Source organism: Mycobacterium gastri (genome assembly GCF_002102175.1).
GTDB classification, from domain to species: domain Bacteria; phylum Actinomycetota; class Actinomycetes; order Mycobacteriales; family Mycobacteriaceae; genus Mycobacterium; species Mycobacterium gastri.
The window spans coordinates 1-13,915 of record NZ_LQOX01000052.1; the positions used below are offsets into that span (position 1 = coordinate 1).

Consider the following 13,915-nt stretch of genomic DNA (forward strand, 5'->3'; position numbering starts at 1 on the left):
GGAACCAGGCCATGGAGAACCTGATGCGGGCCTATCAGTCGATGGCCAGCACCCACGAATCCAACACCATGGCCATGAACGCGCGCGACGCGGCCGAGGCCGCCAAGTGGGGGTAACGGGCGATAATCCGTTGTGGTGATGGTGGTCACGGTGAACCGGCAATGGCGGACGGTCTGGCCGAGTACCGGACGCATCACGCTGGCGTCGTTGGCTGTGGTGCCCGCAGTGATGGCATACCCGTGGCGGTCGGCGCGCGACCAGTGGGTTCTTGGCGTGGCTGCCGCGGTGGTAGTGGTGGTATTCGGTTGGTGGCGTGGACTTCACTTGACTCAGATCGTGCGCCGCCGCCTGGCGATGACCCGTCGCCGCCGACGGCCGCAACCGCGAGCATCCATCGACGTCAAGGCAACCGCGCTAATTCGGGTGCGGCGGCTGAACGCCGAGGCGCCGGGGCTTCCCTTGCTCCTGATCGCCCGGTATCTGAATCGCTACGGCATCCGTGCCGACAAAGTCCGAATTACTGTCCACCACGCCGCAACTGGTGTGCAGCAAACCTGGATAGGGCTGACGGTGTCGGCGGCCGACAACCTGGCTGCGCTGCAGGCCCGCTGCGCACGCATCCCGTTGCAGCAGGCCACTCTGGTTGCGGCGCGCCGCCTCGCCAGCCAGCTGCGGGAGCTGGGTTGGGCGGCATGCATAGCCGGACCCGACGATGTTCCGCCGTTGGCCGCCCGGTCGGCGCGTGAGACCTGGCGTGCGGTTGTCCGCGAGATAGCGCCTGCCACAGCAGATTACGTCGCGGCGTACCGGATCGACGTCGACACCATGCTGGCCGATACCCTTGAGGCGATCTGGACGCATCCGGCGTCCGAAACCTGGGCGGCGCTGGAGATCGCCGGCGATGCAAGCAGCCCTACCTTGGCCGCCGCGTGCGCCTTTCGCGCCGGCGCCAAACCCGGCAGTGCCCCGCCGCTGGCCGGCTTGGTTGCGCAACACGGCAACCACCGCGCGGCGCTGACGGCGTTGAATCCGTTGTCGACACAGCGACTCGACGGGCACACCAGGCTGACCGGGCACCTGCTCGGCCGGCTGAATTGGCCCACCACGATATATCCCATGGGCGCCAAACGATCCGCGGGTGAGCCGCTCAGGACCGCGCGAATGCCGACAAGCGGGTCCGGTTTCGATAGGCTGCCGGCCCTGCCCCGAACCAGCGCTTGCAGGAGCGCGTCAACACGCTCTGCTCGGCATAGCCCAATTCCCTGGTTAGGTGCGACAAGCTGATACCCGTCGTGCGCAGGTAGTGGTCAGCGGTGTCTTTGCGGACTTGGTCGACCAGAACAGCGAAGGTAGTGCCGTCGTCGGCTAGCCTGCGCTGCAACGTCTTCGGATGCAGGTGAAACTGCTCTGCCACCACATCGAGGGTCGCCGCCCCGGTGGGCAGTAATTGGCGAACGATGGCGCGCACCGATTCCACGATCCCGGCGCCCAGTGGGGTGATGCTGCTCAGATAGTCGACCACTGCGCGGTGGGCGACGTCGTCTCGGCTCAACGGCCGGCTCAGGTCCGCGGTGCGCACGGTGAATCCGCTCCTGCGTTCGGCGAAATACGGTGTGCATCCGAAGTACTGCGTGTAGTCGGCCGGTGCGGTGACCGGGTCGTGGGATACGTGCACCGCCAGCGGGGCGTAGTCGGTGCCCATCAGCAGGCGTAACACCCCGAGCGAGACGCCCAACGCCAGTTCCAGCGTCTGCGGACAGGGGATCGCGTCGTCGACGAGGAACTGGATTCCGATGAATGACCGCTGTGCATCGGCCGACGAGGAGATCTGTATGCGGATAACCGGGCTATAGGCCGCCATGAAGGTGTTGAAGATCGACAAGGCGTCGGCCACCGTCGCGGCGGTTCGAGCGGCCACGCCCACCGGCCCCAGGATCTCGATACTCTGTCGCCGGGCCAACCTGCGCCCGAAATCCGGTGCGGCCGTAGCCTCGGCGGCCGACTCCATTGCCCTCATCGCCGCGCGCAAAGGTATGAACGCGTCGTAGTTGCCTACGTCTCGGTCCCGGATACCAGCTGCCCGCAGCAGGCTGGCCGGGTCGCCGCCCAACTCGGCGACCAGCGTCGGGTAGTTGGACAGCCCGGTCCCGCGCACCACGGACATGCCGTTGACCCTCAGCGGACCGCGCCGCTATGTCAAGCACCCGAGAACCCAAGACGCTGACGGGCCATGTGGAAGCAAACTGCGCAGGCGGCTAGCGTCAGTGGATAATGCTTCGCACCGGACTTGCCGGCGGCAATCGGCAGAGGCCAGGAGGTGAGTTGGTGTTCATCGAAAAACCGTCCACGCCCGTGGAGGCCGCCCCGTCGGGCGACCGTGACCCATCAGTCGAATCCAATCGCGACCAGCTGCAGGGGACTTCAGACCATGCGTGAATTCAATGTTGCGGCGGATTTCACCGTCGGCGACAACGACCACATCGCCGGCAGTGTGTACGCACATGAGCGCGACGACCCCGATCATGTGATCTTCCAGCGCCTGGTCAACGGGGTGTGGACCGATGTGACCTGCGCTGAGGCCGCTCAGCAGATCCGTACCACGGCACTGGGTTTGATCGCCGAGAACGTGAATGCCGGTGATCGAGTCGCGATTTTGTCGGCCACCCGCTACGAGTGGGTGATCCTTGACTACGCGATCCTTTCGGTGGGCGCGGTCACCGTCCCGATCTATGACACCTCCTCGGCCGAGCAGGTGCGCTGGGTGCTGGAGGATTCCGGGGCCGTGCTGGCGATCGTCGAGACCGATGCCCATGCGCAGGTGATCAAGGAGCTCAGCGACGAGCTGCCGAGCCTGCGTAAAATCTTGCAGCTCGAGTCGAGCGGCCCGACGGCCCTCGACGAGCTGGCCGAGGCCGGGAGGGCAGTGGACGTCGGCCAACTCGACCAACGGCTGGCGTCGTTGCGGGCGGCCGACCCCGCGACGCTGATCTACACCTCGGGCACGACGGGCCGTCCGAAGGGCTGCCGGCTGACTCACTCGAATCTGCTGTACGAGGCGCGCGGCGCGGCGTCATGCTTTCCGACGCTGTTGCGCAAGGGTGAACGGCTGCTGGTCTTCCTGCCGCTGGCGCATGTGCTGGCGCGTTCACTGTCCATGTCGGCATTCGCCAACAAGGTCACGATCGGCTACACCAGCGACATCAAGAACCTGGTGTCCACGTTGGCTGTGTTCCAGCCGACGGTGGTGGTGTCGGTGCCCCGGGTATTCGAAAAGGTCTACAACACAGCTGAATTGAAGGCCCAGGACAGCGGTAGGGGCAAGATTTTCGATGCCGCCGCTCGCACCGCGATCGAATGGAGCACGGCCCAGGACGCCGGCGGTCCGAGTTTGCTGCTGCGGGCCAGACACGCGCTGTTCGACCAGCTGGTCTACGGCAAGCTACGCGCTGCGCTGGGCGGCAACTGCCACGCCGCGGTCTCCGGGGGAGCGCCGTTGGGCAAACGGCTGTGCCACTTCTACCGCGGCATCGGGGTGACCATCTACGAGGGCTACGGGCTCACCGAGACCAGTGCCGCGATCACCGTGAACCGGGTCGGCGAAGAGCGGGTCGGCACCGTCGGCAAGTTGTTGCCCGGCAACAGCATGGCGATCGCCAATGACGGCGAGGTGCTGGTACGCGGCGGCGTGGTGTTCACCGGCTACTGGCACAACGAGAACGCCACTGCCGAGGCGATCGTCAACGGGTGGTTCCACACCGGCGACCTCGGGTCGGTCGATGCCGACGGCTTCTTGTCGATCGTCGGCCGCAAGAAGGAGATCATCGTGACCGCCGGCGGCAAGAACGTCGCTCCGGCTGTCCTCGAAGACCAGTTGCGCGCACACCCGCTGGTCAGCCAGGCCATGGTGGTCGGAGACAACAGGCCGTATGTGGCTGCGCTGATAGCGATCGACCCGGAAGGGTTCGACGTGTGGAAGCAGCACCATGGCAAGGAAGCGACGGCGTCGGTGGCCGATCTGATCGACGACCCCGACCTGGCCGGGGAGATCGATCAGGCGGTTAAGCAAGCCAATCAGGCTGTTTCCCAAGCCGAATCGATCCGGCGGTTCCGCATCCTGCCGGTCGACTTCACCGTCTTGACCGGTGAGCTGACCCCGACGCTGAAGGTCAAACGCAATGTGGTGGCGCAACGCTTCGCCGCCGAGATCGAGTCCCTGTACAGCAAGCGCTGACCGGAGCGGCTCGGCTATCTGACAGCAGTCAGAGCTTGTAACCGATGGCGCGCAGTAGCTCGCGCCGCTCGGTGACGTCACGATCGGTCTCCACCCCGAGGGGTGGTTGGCCGTCGACCACGGCCGCGATGCCCCGCCCGTGCTCCGTCACCGCGACCACGACTTCAACGGGATTGGCCGTGGCGCAGTGGATCGTGCAGACTTCGGGCACCGCTTTCACCGGATTGAGGACGCTGATCGGGAACCCTTCGCGCAGGAAGATCACGAAGCAGTGTCCGGCCGCGATCGCCAGGGCGGTGTTGGTCGCGAGCTCGACCAGATCAGCATCATTACCGCTGCGCCGAACCAAGCGAGGCCCAGACGCTTCGCAAAACGCCAGCCCGAACCGTAGTGCTGAACTCACCCCCACCAGCGCCTCGTGGAGGTCATCGACCGTCTTGATGAAGTGCGCCTGGCCGATCACTATGTTGACGTCATCGGGCTTGTCGACGAGCACCACATCCCAGGACAGTGACGTCTTGGGAACAGACCCAGTCACAGACTTATGCTGTCACGTTTCGAATGGATTGGCGGCAGGTATCGTCGAGCCGGCCGATGAGGTTGGGCAAGGTGACTTTGGCCAGGGTGTCGCGCAGCGTCAGGTCGTCGATGTCACCCTCCATCGCCGGGTAGCTCACGCCGGCGCGCAGGTTGCCCAGCGACGTGCCGACCGACGGGCTGTTGGTCGCGCCACCGACACCTGCGGTGAAAATGTCGATGTCCTGCTGGATGCGTTGGTCGGGGTTGTCGATCGTGGTGTCCAGGAACCGGCCCCGATAGTAGGCCCGCCCGTCGAGCCAGTCCGCGGTCAGCCGGTCGGTGAGCCACACCCGCTACCGGATCAAAAATCGTTGTGTGACATACAAATCCGTCATCACCCGGATCACTTGCAGGGTGGCGATAACGCAGCAGGTCCAGATGACCACCCAAAAACCGCGGATGCCCGAGTCCCGCACCGCGTTATTGCCGGCGGCGGCGCCCTGGAACGCGGCCTGAAGCGCCGAATACAGGTCGTTGCTGTAGTAGGTGAACAGCACCGTGAGCCGCACCGAAGTGATGACCGACAGCAGCAGCGCGCCGAACAAACCCCAGATCTGGACGCTGTGCCGGCCGGTGTAGTACTCGCCGGTGATGCGCCAGAACCGGCTGCCCCAGCGGGTGAATCGGATGACCAGTGCTGCGACGACGAGCAGGCATGCCCCGCTGACCGCCAGGCCTCGAGAATCCACCGCAACGAGGCAACCATCTCGTGGCCCCAGTTGATGGAGGGGGCGAACTTTTCCACGGACTCGCCTTCTTCCGCGGGCGGACGCGCGCTAGTTCTATGCGGGTGGGGCCGGCCAGGAGTGAGTGGGGCTGACGATGTTGGCGATCTTGGTGAAGAAGTTCCATACCCCGAGAACCTCGACATTCGAGTTGACGAGCATGAGCAGCGTCGTGCCCTCGGCGGGGAGGTAGTAGACGTAGGACTGGTAGCCGGGAATGTTCCCGTTGTGGCCTATCCACGCGTTTTGGTTCTCGAGTCCGAACCCGTAGAGCGTGCCGGTTCCCTCTGACGGCGCGAGCAGGAATTCGAGGCGTTGGGCCTGTGCGGCCTTCGAGAGCAATGCGCCTTCCGCTACGTTGCGGGCCCAGATGCGCATGTCGTCGAGGGTGGAGACCATGGCTCCCGCTGCCCACCCCCACGACGGGTTGAAGTCGGTGGCATCTTGGATCTGGCCGCCCGGACGCTTGGTGTAGCCGTGCGCGTGTGGCGAGGGAATTTCGGCGCCGACCGGCAACACGGTGTGCTGCATGTTGAGAGGTTGCGTGATGTGGTCGCGGATGAAGTCGGTCAACGATTGGCCGGAGACCTTCTGGACCACCATGCCGAGCAGCACCGTATTGGTATTGCTGTAGTCGAATTGCGCTCCGGGCGGAAAGACCGGCGGATGGCTGGCTGCGATCTGGATCAGCTCTTCCGGCGCACGTTGGCGTCCCTCTTCCCCCGGTTTCGGCGGCGCCGTCTCGGTCGAGTAGTCGAAGAGCCCCGAGCGCATTTGGCCCAGTTTGCGCAGCGTGATCACGTCGCCGTTGGGAATTCCCGGCACATACTTGCCGATCGGATCGTCGAGTCCGACCTTGCCCTGGTCCACCAACTGCAGAATGGCGGTTGTGGTGAAGGTCTTTGTGACGCTGCCGATGCGCATGTGCATATCGGTGGCCATCGGTGCGCCGGTATTGGTGTCGCTCAGTCCGAACGCCCGTACGTAGGGCGGCTCACCGGGTTTCCAGACGCCGACGAGCGCACCCGGTACCGACGCCTCAGCCATTCCGGCGGGAATGACCTGGTCGAGCCGCAGGGTCCAGCCCTTGGGTTGGACACCCGCGTGGGCGCAGCCGGGAAGTGTCATCAGCAGAATCGCCGCCAGGACCCGCCACCGCCTTCGGTGTGCCGGCCCGGTACCCGATCCGAGTCGCGGAGTGGCTTTCAACCGCTTTCGAGTTGGTCGGCGGCCGAAGGGCGTGAATATTTCCACGGAGGCCCTCCTTCTTCCTGGCCATACGGGAGACAGTAGTTACCAGCTGTGCGTGACGGTATCGCAGTTGCAGCTCACGGGCCCGTGCCCGACGGTTCTCGACGGTTCCGGACGGCTTCCCGACGGTTTCCCGACGGGACGTGCACGGGGACACGGGCCGCTTTAGGCCGACACCGGCCGGAATAAATTCGGGCGCGGCAGCGATGTATAGATCAAGCGAATCGTTGAGGCGTTGACTACTCACGGTGTGTGGTTCTACTGACGTTTCCGTGGGTGGGGTTTCATGCTGCGCGCCCGGGTAGTGGTGGACAAAGGTCGCCACGGGTCAACAATGCCATGGCTATCAGCGCGTCCGGGCTGTGGAATCCATAGGCGCGCTTGGTCAATGCCCGCAGGTGAGTGTTGGTGGCCTCGGATCGGGCGTTCGACAGCCCGTGGTCGAGGGTGTTGCAGATCAGGTCGCGGTGGCGGCGGATGCTGCGGGCGAGCGTGACGAACTCCGGGATGCGCGAGTGCGACGCCCACGACAGCCACCCGGCCAACAGCTGCCGCCCGTAGTTGCCTTTGACCCGAAAGACTTCGCGCAGTTGCTCTTTGAGCAGATACGCCCGGTAGAGGGTGCGATTGGTGTCGGCGATCTCAGAGAGGCTGGTGCGCTGCTCGCAGGTCAGCTCGGGCGGGTTCTTGCGGGTCGCCCACATCGCGTGCCGATCCCGAACCCCTGCCTTGGTCATGGTGCGCACCCGCACCTTGTCCAGTGCCCTCAGCGCCCAGGCCACCACATGGAACGGGTCCAGACAAATCACCGCGCCCGGCGCGCGCTGGCGCACCAGAGCGTGGATCCATTCCGCGCCATCGCAGCTGACGTGGGTGAGCAGCTTCGCGCGGTCGGCGCCGAGCTGGTCGAAGAACCGGCCCAGCGTGTCGGTGTTGCGGCCCTCGGCGGCCCACACCAGCCGGCCCGTCCCGTGATCAACGATCACCGTCAAATAGCGGTGTCCCTTGCGATAAGAAATCTCGTCGATGCCGATTCGGGCCAGCCCGGCGAGCAGGTCATTGGTGTCGCGGCCGTCGGCGACCACCCTGGTCACGATCGCCGCGACGGTGCGCCAGGCGATGCGCAGCAGCACCGTGAGCACGCTCATGGCGGTGTGCGCGGCCAGCCACGCGCAGGTGTCCTCGAATGCCCAGGTGTGGCCCGCCACACCCCCATCACGTCGACCTGGAAGCATTGCAACCGTCAATCAACCGATTGGCCAAGACGAAGTAGCGCAAGCCCCCCACGCGCTCATCATGCGTGAGGCACCATGCCACACTTCGCGCTCACATTTGTGTGAGGCACCTGAAGAAAAGTTTGCAAGTTGAGGACTTTCGTCACCAAGAAGATGGTCCGGGAGCCGGCCTGCAATCGGTCAGCCCAGTACGGGGATCCGGCGCTGGTGGCCCAGTTCGTCGAGCGCAGCTTGCATCACCGAACGCACATGGGCGTCGACCTCCGCCGCCTCGGCGTCCTCGCCGAATTGGGCAGCGACGTCGATCGGTTCCAGCACCTGGTAGACGATTTTGGCGGGCAGCGGCATGTTGGCCGGGAAGAACAGCGTCATGCCGAACGGTAGGCCGATGGTGACCGGCAGGATCTCGATGCGAATCCGTTTGAGCCCCAAATGCTTTGCCAGCCAGTTGCCGCGGGTGACGAAGAGCTGGGTCTCCTGGCCCCCGATCGACACCGCAGGCACGATCGGTACGCCGGCCTGCAGTGCGGTCCCGACGTATCCGGTGCGACCGCCGAAGTCGATGACGTTCTGCGCCAACGTCGGCCGGAATGCGTCGTAGTCACCGCCGGGAAATGCCAGCACGACCGCACCCGAACGCAACGCCGTGACCGCGTTGTCCCGATTGGCGTGAATGACGCCGAGGCGGCCGAGCGCCGCGCGGAATGGGGTGAAGAAAACCCCATAGTGGGCAAGGGTATACAGCGGACGACCGTAGCCGAACCTGCCGTAGAAGGCGGGCGCAAGCACGTTCCAGTCGGGCGTCAACACCCCGCCGGAGTGGTTGGACACCAGCAGCGCCCCCCCGGTCGGGGGAAACGATTCCAGGCCGCGCACTTCGGCCCGGAACCAGCGCTTGACGAACGGGGTGACTGCGCCGATCAACGCCTTGGTGAAGGCCGGATCCCACTTGGCCATCTCGGAGTCGTCAATCACGTTGCCGCTCACGTATTCTGCCTATCAGTAGTCGAACTGCCGGTGAGTCGATTATCCTCCCGCCCCGGTGCTCTGTCCGAGGACTAATGGCTGCGGTTGCGAGGTCTAAAGTCCCCCGTCGGCAACTCTGCGAATCGGTAGCGTCTGGTCTAAGCCACGACATCGCACAAGTGGGCAGGAGTGTGGGTATGACCGTGTTGATGACCGGGTTCCCCGGCTTTCTCGGCAGTGCGTTGCTGCCGCGCATCCTCAACCGCACGGAAAGCACGGCAATTTGTCTGGTGCAGTCCAAATTCGCCAGTCTGGCGAAGCGCCGCGTGGCCGAACTCAGCGTCGCCGAACCGTCGGTGAGCGGGCGGATCGAGTTGGTCGAGGGCGACATCACCCAACCCGGACTCGGCCTCGCCGCGGCCGCCCTTGCTGGGGTCACCGAGGCGTGGCACCTGGCCGCCGCATACGACCTGGCGGTCGCTCGCGAGGCGGCAGTGCGGATCAACGTCGACGGCACCCGCAACGTCCTTGACGCAGTTGAACAGTGCCCCAACCTGACCCGGCTGCACTACTTCAGCACCTGCTACGTCAGCGGACGTTATGCCGGCCCGTTCGGCGAGGACGACCTGGAAGTGGGTGCGCCGTTCAACAACCATTACGAGGAGACCAAGCATCTCGCCGAGGCGGACGTGAGATGGCGGATGTCGGCCGGGATGCCGGCGACCATCTATCGGCCCTCGATCGTGGTCGGTGACAGCCGAACGGGTGAGACGCAGAAGTTCGACGGGCCCTACTTCGTGATGCAGTGGCTGTTGCGGCAGCCCCGGCACGCGATCCTGCCGGTGGCGGGAGATCCCACCATGACGCGGGTGAACGTGGTCCCGCGTGACTTCGTCGTTGACGCGGTGAGTTATTTGAGTGGGCTCGCCATTTCGGAGGGCCGCACCTATCACCTGGCCGATCCCCAACCGCTAACAGTCGAGGAGATGACCGACGTGCTGGCCCGGGCGACCGGCCGGCAACTGGTCAAGATTCCGCTACCGCGCAAGCTGGCGAAGGGCTCGTTGGCGCACGTTCCCGGGCTCTACCGGTTGATGCGGATCCCGCCCGAGGCGGTCGACTATTTCGCCCATCCCACTTTCTATTTGACCGATCATTGCCGCGCCGACCTTGCCGACGGCCCGGTCGGGCCCCCGCCGTTCACCGGCTACGTCGACCGACTCGTGGATTTCATGCGCCGCCACTCCGAAGTCGGCTCCGCGGCGATGTTCTGAGGGTGCCGCGCGCCCGGTGACGATCCGGTGATCTAGCTGAGCGCCCGACGCAGCGCGGCACTGTCGGTTACAAATCCAAAGCACTGCTTCACGTTGTAAAGCGTTGCCTGCCAGCAATATTCCGGCGAACTGGTCGCCGTGCAATCGGTGACGAGGATGCAATCGTAGCCAAGGAAGTTGGCGTCCTGCAGTGTGGTCATGACGCACTGATCAGCGTTGACACCGCCGAACAGCAGCGTGGTCAGGCCGAGATTTCGCAGGATGCTGTCTAATGCAGTGTCCCAGAAGCCACTCATCCGATATTTATCCACGCATATATCGGCCGCTGCCGGCTGAAGTTCGTCGACAATCGCGGCAGCCCAACTGTCGCGTTGTAGGACACGGGCGCCGGCGTGGGGCAGCGGATCACCAATGCCGACGCCGGTGCCCACTGGGTTAAAGGCATGCAACAGCGATGGACTCAGATTCAGCCGGTCCGGCCGATTGCCCCAATTGACCCAAACTACTGGCACGCCGCAGTCCCGCAATGCGGGCAGCAGGCTACGGAGGGGGCCGATGGGTTTGCGGACAGGCGTGATGTCAACGCCAATGTGGTCGAGCCAGCCACCTCTTGCGCAGAAATCGTTCTGCATATCGATGACCACCATCCCGGTTCGGGAAAGGTCGATCAATAGGTCCTGCGGTTCGGCGGCAATCCGGACGGGGCGCGGACGGGGTGTGTTGCGGACGGTGTCAACGAGATCTTCCGACACCTGCCATGCTGTCGCCGCCGCCGCGCCGAGCGGCACTAGTTCTGCGCCCATCCAATCTCCTCACGTCGAGCACAGACCGTGGTGCGTAAGGTCTACCAGAACCTCGGGCGACCCGCATCCGCAAACCACTTTGAGGTTCAACCGGGACCATGACCACGAGCGCGTCCGCTGGATAACCGCCCGCTGCGGCCAGAGGGCGATGCTGAACAGGCAACAAAGTTGTTCGACACGCTTTAATTGGTGCATGGAATTGATGATGCCCAACGACTCGATGTTCCTGTTCGCCGAATCGCGGGAGCATCCCATGCACGTGGGCGGCTTGTCGTTGTTCGAGCCGCCGCAGGGGGCGGGTCCGGAGTTCGTGCGGCAGTTCTACGACGCGCTGGTTGCAAACGAGGAATTCCAGCCCACGTTCCGTAAACACCCCGCGACGATCGGGGGTGGAATCGCCCGTTTGGCGTGGGCCTACGACGACGAGATCGACATGGACTACCACGTCCGCCGCTCCGCCCTGCCGTCGCCGGGGCGGGTCCGCGATCTGCTGGAGCTGACCTCGAGGCTGCACACCAGCCTGCTGGACCGGCATCGTCCGCTGTGGGAACTGTACGTGGTGGAGGGGCTCAACGACGGCCGGTTCGCGATGTACACCAAGATGCACCATGCCCTGATCGACGGTGTCTCCGCGATGAAGCTGATGCAGCGCACCCTGTCGACCGACCCGGACGACACCGAGGTGCGGGCGATGTGGAATCTGCCCCGGCCGACGCGCCCGCCGTCCGGTGGATCGTCGTCTCCGTTCAGCTCGCTGGTCAAGATGGCCGGATCGGTTGTGGGCCTCGCCCCTTCGACCTTGAAGCTAGCCCGCGCAGCGCTGTTCCAACAGCAGCTGACGTTGCCGTTCGCGGCGCCGCACACCATGTTCAACGTCAAGATCGGCGGAGCGCGTCGGTGCGCTGCGCAATCCTGGTCGCTGGAGCGCGTCAAGGCCGTCAAGCAGGCAGCCGGGGTCACCGTCAACGACACCGTCCTGGCGATGTGCGCCGGTGCGCTGCGCTACTACCTGATCGAACAGGACGCGCTGCCCAGCACGCCGCTGATCGCGATGGTCCCGGTGAGCTTGCGCTCCAAAGACGATTCGGACGGCGGCGGCAACAAGGTCGGCAGCCTACTGTGCAACCTCGCTACTCACGTCGAGGACCCCGCGGAGCGGATCAAGATCATCAGCGAGTCGATGCGCGCCAACAAGAAGGTGCTCGCTGAGTTGCCGCAACTGCAGGTGCTCGCGCTGTCCGCGCTACACATGGCGCCGCTCACGTTGGCGGGCATACCGGGCTTCCTGTCGACGGTGCCGCCGCCGTTCAACATCGTCATCTCCAACGTGCCGGGCGGGACAGATCCGCTGTACTACGGCGGCGCCCGGCTCGACGGCAGCTACCCGATGTCCAACATCCCCGACGGCCAAGCGCTGAACATCACCCTGGTGAACAACGCGGGCAACCTCGACTTCGGACTGGTCGGTTGCCGTCGCAGCGTGCCGCACCTGCAGCGGCTGCTGCTCCACCTGGAATCGTCGCTGAAGGATCTGGAGCAGGCCACCGGAGTCTGAGGATCACCCGGATGCCCAGACTCAGCGCGGGATTGCTGCTGTATCGGGCACCGGCCGGCGTCGTCGACGTCCTCATCGCGCATCCCGGTGGCCCGTTCTGGGCGCGCAAAGACGATGGGGCCTGGTCGATTCCGAAAGGTGAATACCCCGACGGCGAAGACCCCTGGCCGGCGGCCCGGCGGGAGTTCACCGAGGAGCTGGGGTTGCCGGTTCCGGACGGGCCACGAATCGACCTGGGCGCGGTGAAGCAACCGAGCGGCAAAGTGGTTACCGTCTTCGCCGTCGAAGCCGACCTCGACATCACCGACGTGCACAGCAACACCTTCGAGCTGGAGTGGCCGAAGGCGTCCGGCACGGTGCGAGCCTTCCCCGAGGTCGACCGGGTCGGCTGGTTTCCGGTTGCGCAGGCGCGCGCCAAGCTGCTCAAGGGGCAGCGGGCATTCCTCGATCGGCTGATGGCACAGCCGTCGGTGGCAGGCTTAAGCGAGGGTTCCTGACGGCGTATGTTCGCATGATGCAGACATTGCGCACACCCGACGAGCGGTTCGACGACCTCCCTGAGTTTCCTTACCCGCCAAGGTATTGCGAGTTGCCGGACGGCGAAGGCGGGACGCTGCGGGTCGCCTGGGTGCAGGACGGTCCGGAGCGCGCCGACCCAGTCCTGATGCTGCATGGTGAGCCGTCGTGGTCCTATCTGTACCGCAAGATGATTCCGGTCCTGGCCGCCGCGGGTCATCGGGTTATCTGTCCGGACCTGGTCGGTTTCGGCCGTTCGGACAAGCCGACCCGTCGCGAAGACCACAGCTATGCGCGTCATGTCGAGTGGATGCGCGCGCTGGCTTTCGACGTGCTGGACCTGCGCAACGTGACCCTGGTCGGACAGGACTGGGGCGGGCTGATCGGATTGCGGCTGGCCGCCGAGCATCCCGAACGCTTCGCTCGGCTGGTCGTCGCCAACACCGGACTGCCCAACGGAGAGCAGCCGATGGCCGAGATCTGGTGGCGCTTCCGGGAGGCGATCCAGACCGCGCCGAAGCTGGACATCGGCTGGTTCGTACAGGGCGGCTGCCGCCGTCAGATGAGTGACGCGGTGCGTGCGGGCTACGACGCACCGTTTCCCGACGACGACTACTGTGCCGGGCCGCGAGCCATGCCCGGCCTGGTACCGACCTCTCCGGACGACCCGGCGGCAGCGGCGAACAAGACTGCGTGGACCAAGTTACTAAGCCGAGCGTTAGTAAGGCGACTTAGGCGGTGATGTAAGCGAGGTGAGGGTCGGCGAAGAATCCGCGGATC

At 65.0% G+C, this 13,915-nt stretch carries 10 protein-coding genes and 4 pseudogenes; 7 read left to right on the top strand and 7 right to left on the bottom strand.

Going from position 1 to position 13,915, the window contains the following annotated elements; genetic code table 11:
- A pseudogene (locus tag AWC07_RS03715) lies at positions 1–116 on the top strand (WXG100 family type VII secretion target); the annotation flags it as partial.
- A gap of 22 nt (positions 117–138) precedes the next feature.
- Positions 139–1,122 (top strand): annotated as a pseudogene (gene eccE, locus AWC07_RS03720) (type VII secretion protein EccE); the annotation flags it as partial.
- 25 nt (positions 1,123–1,147) lie between these two features.
- Here the strand turns inward: eccE and AWC07_RS28380 are convergent.
- Positions 1,148–2,164: an AraC family transcriptional regulator gene (locus AWC07_RS28380; RefSeq protein ID WP_036417832.1), complete on the bottom strand. Its 1,017-nt coding sequence runs from the start codon at positions 2,162–2,164 to the stop codon at positions 1,148–1,150.
- Positions 2,165–2,428: 264 nt separating this feature from the next.
- On the opposite strand from AWC07_RS28380, the gene AWC07_RS03730 reads away from it, so the two are divergent.
- Positions 2,429–4,231, top strand: coding sequence for an AMP-dependent synthetase/ligase (locus AWC07_RS03730; RefSeq protein ID WP_036417831.1), 1,803 nt, complete (start codon positions 2,429–2,431; stop codon positions 4,229–4,231).
- Positions 4,232–4,259: 28 nt separating this feature from the next.
- Here AWC07_RS03730 and AWC07_RS03735 read toward each other — a convergent pair whose 3' ends face one another.
- The 5 genes and pseudogenes from AWC07_RS03735 to AWC07_RS03760 all read right to left on the bottom strand — a co-directional run bounded on the left by AWC07_RS03735 (position 4,260) and on the right by AWC07_RS03760 (position 9,008).
- Positions 4,260–4,769 carry an adenosine-specific kinase gene (locus AWC07_RS03735; protein WP_036417829.1) on the bottom strand — a complete coding sequence of 170 codons (510 nt, stop codon included), beginning with the start codon at positions 4,767–4,769 and terminating at the stop codon, positions 4,260–4,262.
- Positions 4,770–4,773: 4 nt separating this feature from the next.
- Positions 4,774–5,499, bottom strand: a pseudogene (locus AWC07_RS28385) (hypothetical protein).
- A gap of 93 nt (positions 5,500–5,592) precedes the next feature.
- Positions 5,593–6,663: a serine hydrolase domain-containing protein gene (locus AWC07_RS03750; protein WP_085104957.1), complete on the bottom strand. Its 1,071-nt coding sequence runs from the start codon at positions 6,661–6,663 to the stop codon at positions 5,593–5,595.
- Between the two features lie 407 nt (positions 6,664–7,070).
- Positions 7,071–7,994, bottom strand: a complete 924-nt coding sequence (locus AWC07_RS03755; RefSeq protein ID WP_051508255.1) for an ISL3 family transposase — start codon at positions 7,992–7,994, stop codon at positions 7,071–7,073.
- Positions 7,995–8,201: 207 nt separating this feature from the next.
- Positions 8,202–9,008 carry a lysophospholipid acyltransferase family protein gene (locus AWC07_RS03760; protein ID WP_036419235.1) on the bottom strand — a complete coding sequence of 269 codons (807 nt, stop codon included), beginning with the start codon at positions 9,006–9,008 and terminating at the stop codon, positions 8,202–8,204.
- Positions 9,009–9,184: 176 nt separating this feature from the next.
- On the opposite strand from AWC07_RS03760, the gene AWC07_RS03765 reads away from it, so the two are divergent.
- Positions 9,185–10,261: an SDR family oxidoreductase gene (locus tag AWC07_RS03765; RefSeq protein WP_036419238.1), complete on the top strand. Its 1,077-nt coding sequence runs from the start codon at positions 9,185–9,187 to the stop codon at positions 10,259–10,261.
- 32 nt (positions 10,262–10,293) lie between these two features.
- Here the strand turns inward: AWC07_RS03765 and AWC07_RS03770 are convergent, their stop codons facing one another.
- Complete coding sequence (locus AWC07_RS03770) at positions 10,294–11,064, bottom strand: cysteine hydrolase family protein (RefSeq protein WP_036419241.1); 771 nt, start codon at positions 11,062–11,064, stop codon at positions 10,294–10,296.
- A gap of 193 nt (positions 11,065–11,257) precedes the next feature.
- On the opposite strand from AWC07_RS03770, the gene AWC07_RS03775 reads away from it, so the two are divergent.
- From AWC07_RS03775 to AWC07_RS03785, 3 genes and pseudogenes are all read left to right on the top strand, one after another.
- On the top strand, positions 11,258–12,619 hold the full coding sequence (locus AWC07_RS03775) for a WS/DGAT/MGAT family O-acyltransferase (RefSeq protein WP_036419245.1): 1,362 nt from the start codon (positions 11,258–11,260) through the stop codon (positions 12,617–12,619).
- Positions 12,620–12,630: 11 nt separating this feature from the next.
- Positions 12,631–13,116 carry an NUDIX hydrolase gene (locus AWC07_RS03780; protein ID WP_036409270.1) on the top strand — a complete coding sequence of 162 codons (486 nt, stop codon included), beginning with the start codon at positions 12,631–12,633 and terminating at the stop codon, positions 13,114–13,116.
- A 17-nt stretch (positions 13,117–13,133) separates the two neighbouring features.
- A pseudogene (locus AWC07_RS03785) lies at positions 13,134–13,841 on the top strand (haloalkane dehalogenase); the annotation flags it as partial.
- Positions 13,842–13,915 lie beyond the last annotated feature (74 nt).

What these genes read in the sequence shown, in the direction of transcription:
- AWC07_RS28380 (WP_036417832.1), bottom strand. Translation starts at nt 2,164, where the DNA reads ATGTCCGTGGTGCGCGGGACCGGGCTGTCCAACTACCCGACGCTGGTC.
- AWC07_RS03730 (WP_036417831.1), top strand. Translation starts at nt 2,429, where the DNA reads ATGCGTGAATTCAATGTTGCGGCGGATTTCACCGTCGGCGACAACGAC.
- AWC07_RS03750 (WP_085104957.1), bottom strand. Translation starts at nt 6,663, where the DNA reads ATGACACTTCCCGGCTGCGCCCACGCGGGTGTCCAACCCAAGGGCTGG.
- AWC07_RS03765 (WP_036419238.1), top strand. Translation starts at nt 9,185, where the DNA reads ATGACCGTGTTGATGACCGGGTTCCCCGGCTTTCTCGGCAGTGCGTTG.
- AWC07_RS03770 (WP_036419241.1), bottom strand. Translation starts at nt 11,064, where the DNA reads ATGGGCGCAGAACTAGTGCCGCTCGGCGCGGCGGCGGCGACAGCATGG.
- AWC07_RS03775 (WP_036419245.1), top strand. Translation starts at nt 11,258, where the DNA reads ATGGAATTGATGATGCCCAACGACTCGATGTTCCTGTTCGCCGAATCG.
- AWC07_RS03780 (WP_036409270.1), top strand. Translation starts at nt 12,631, where the DNA reads ATGCCCAGACTCAGCGCGGGATTGCTGCTGTATCGGGCACCGGCCGGC.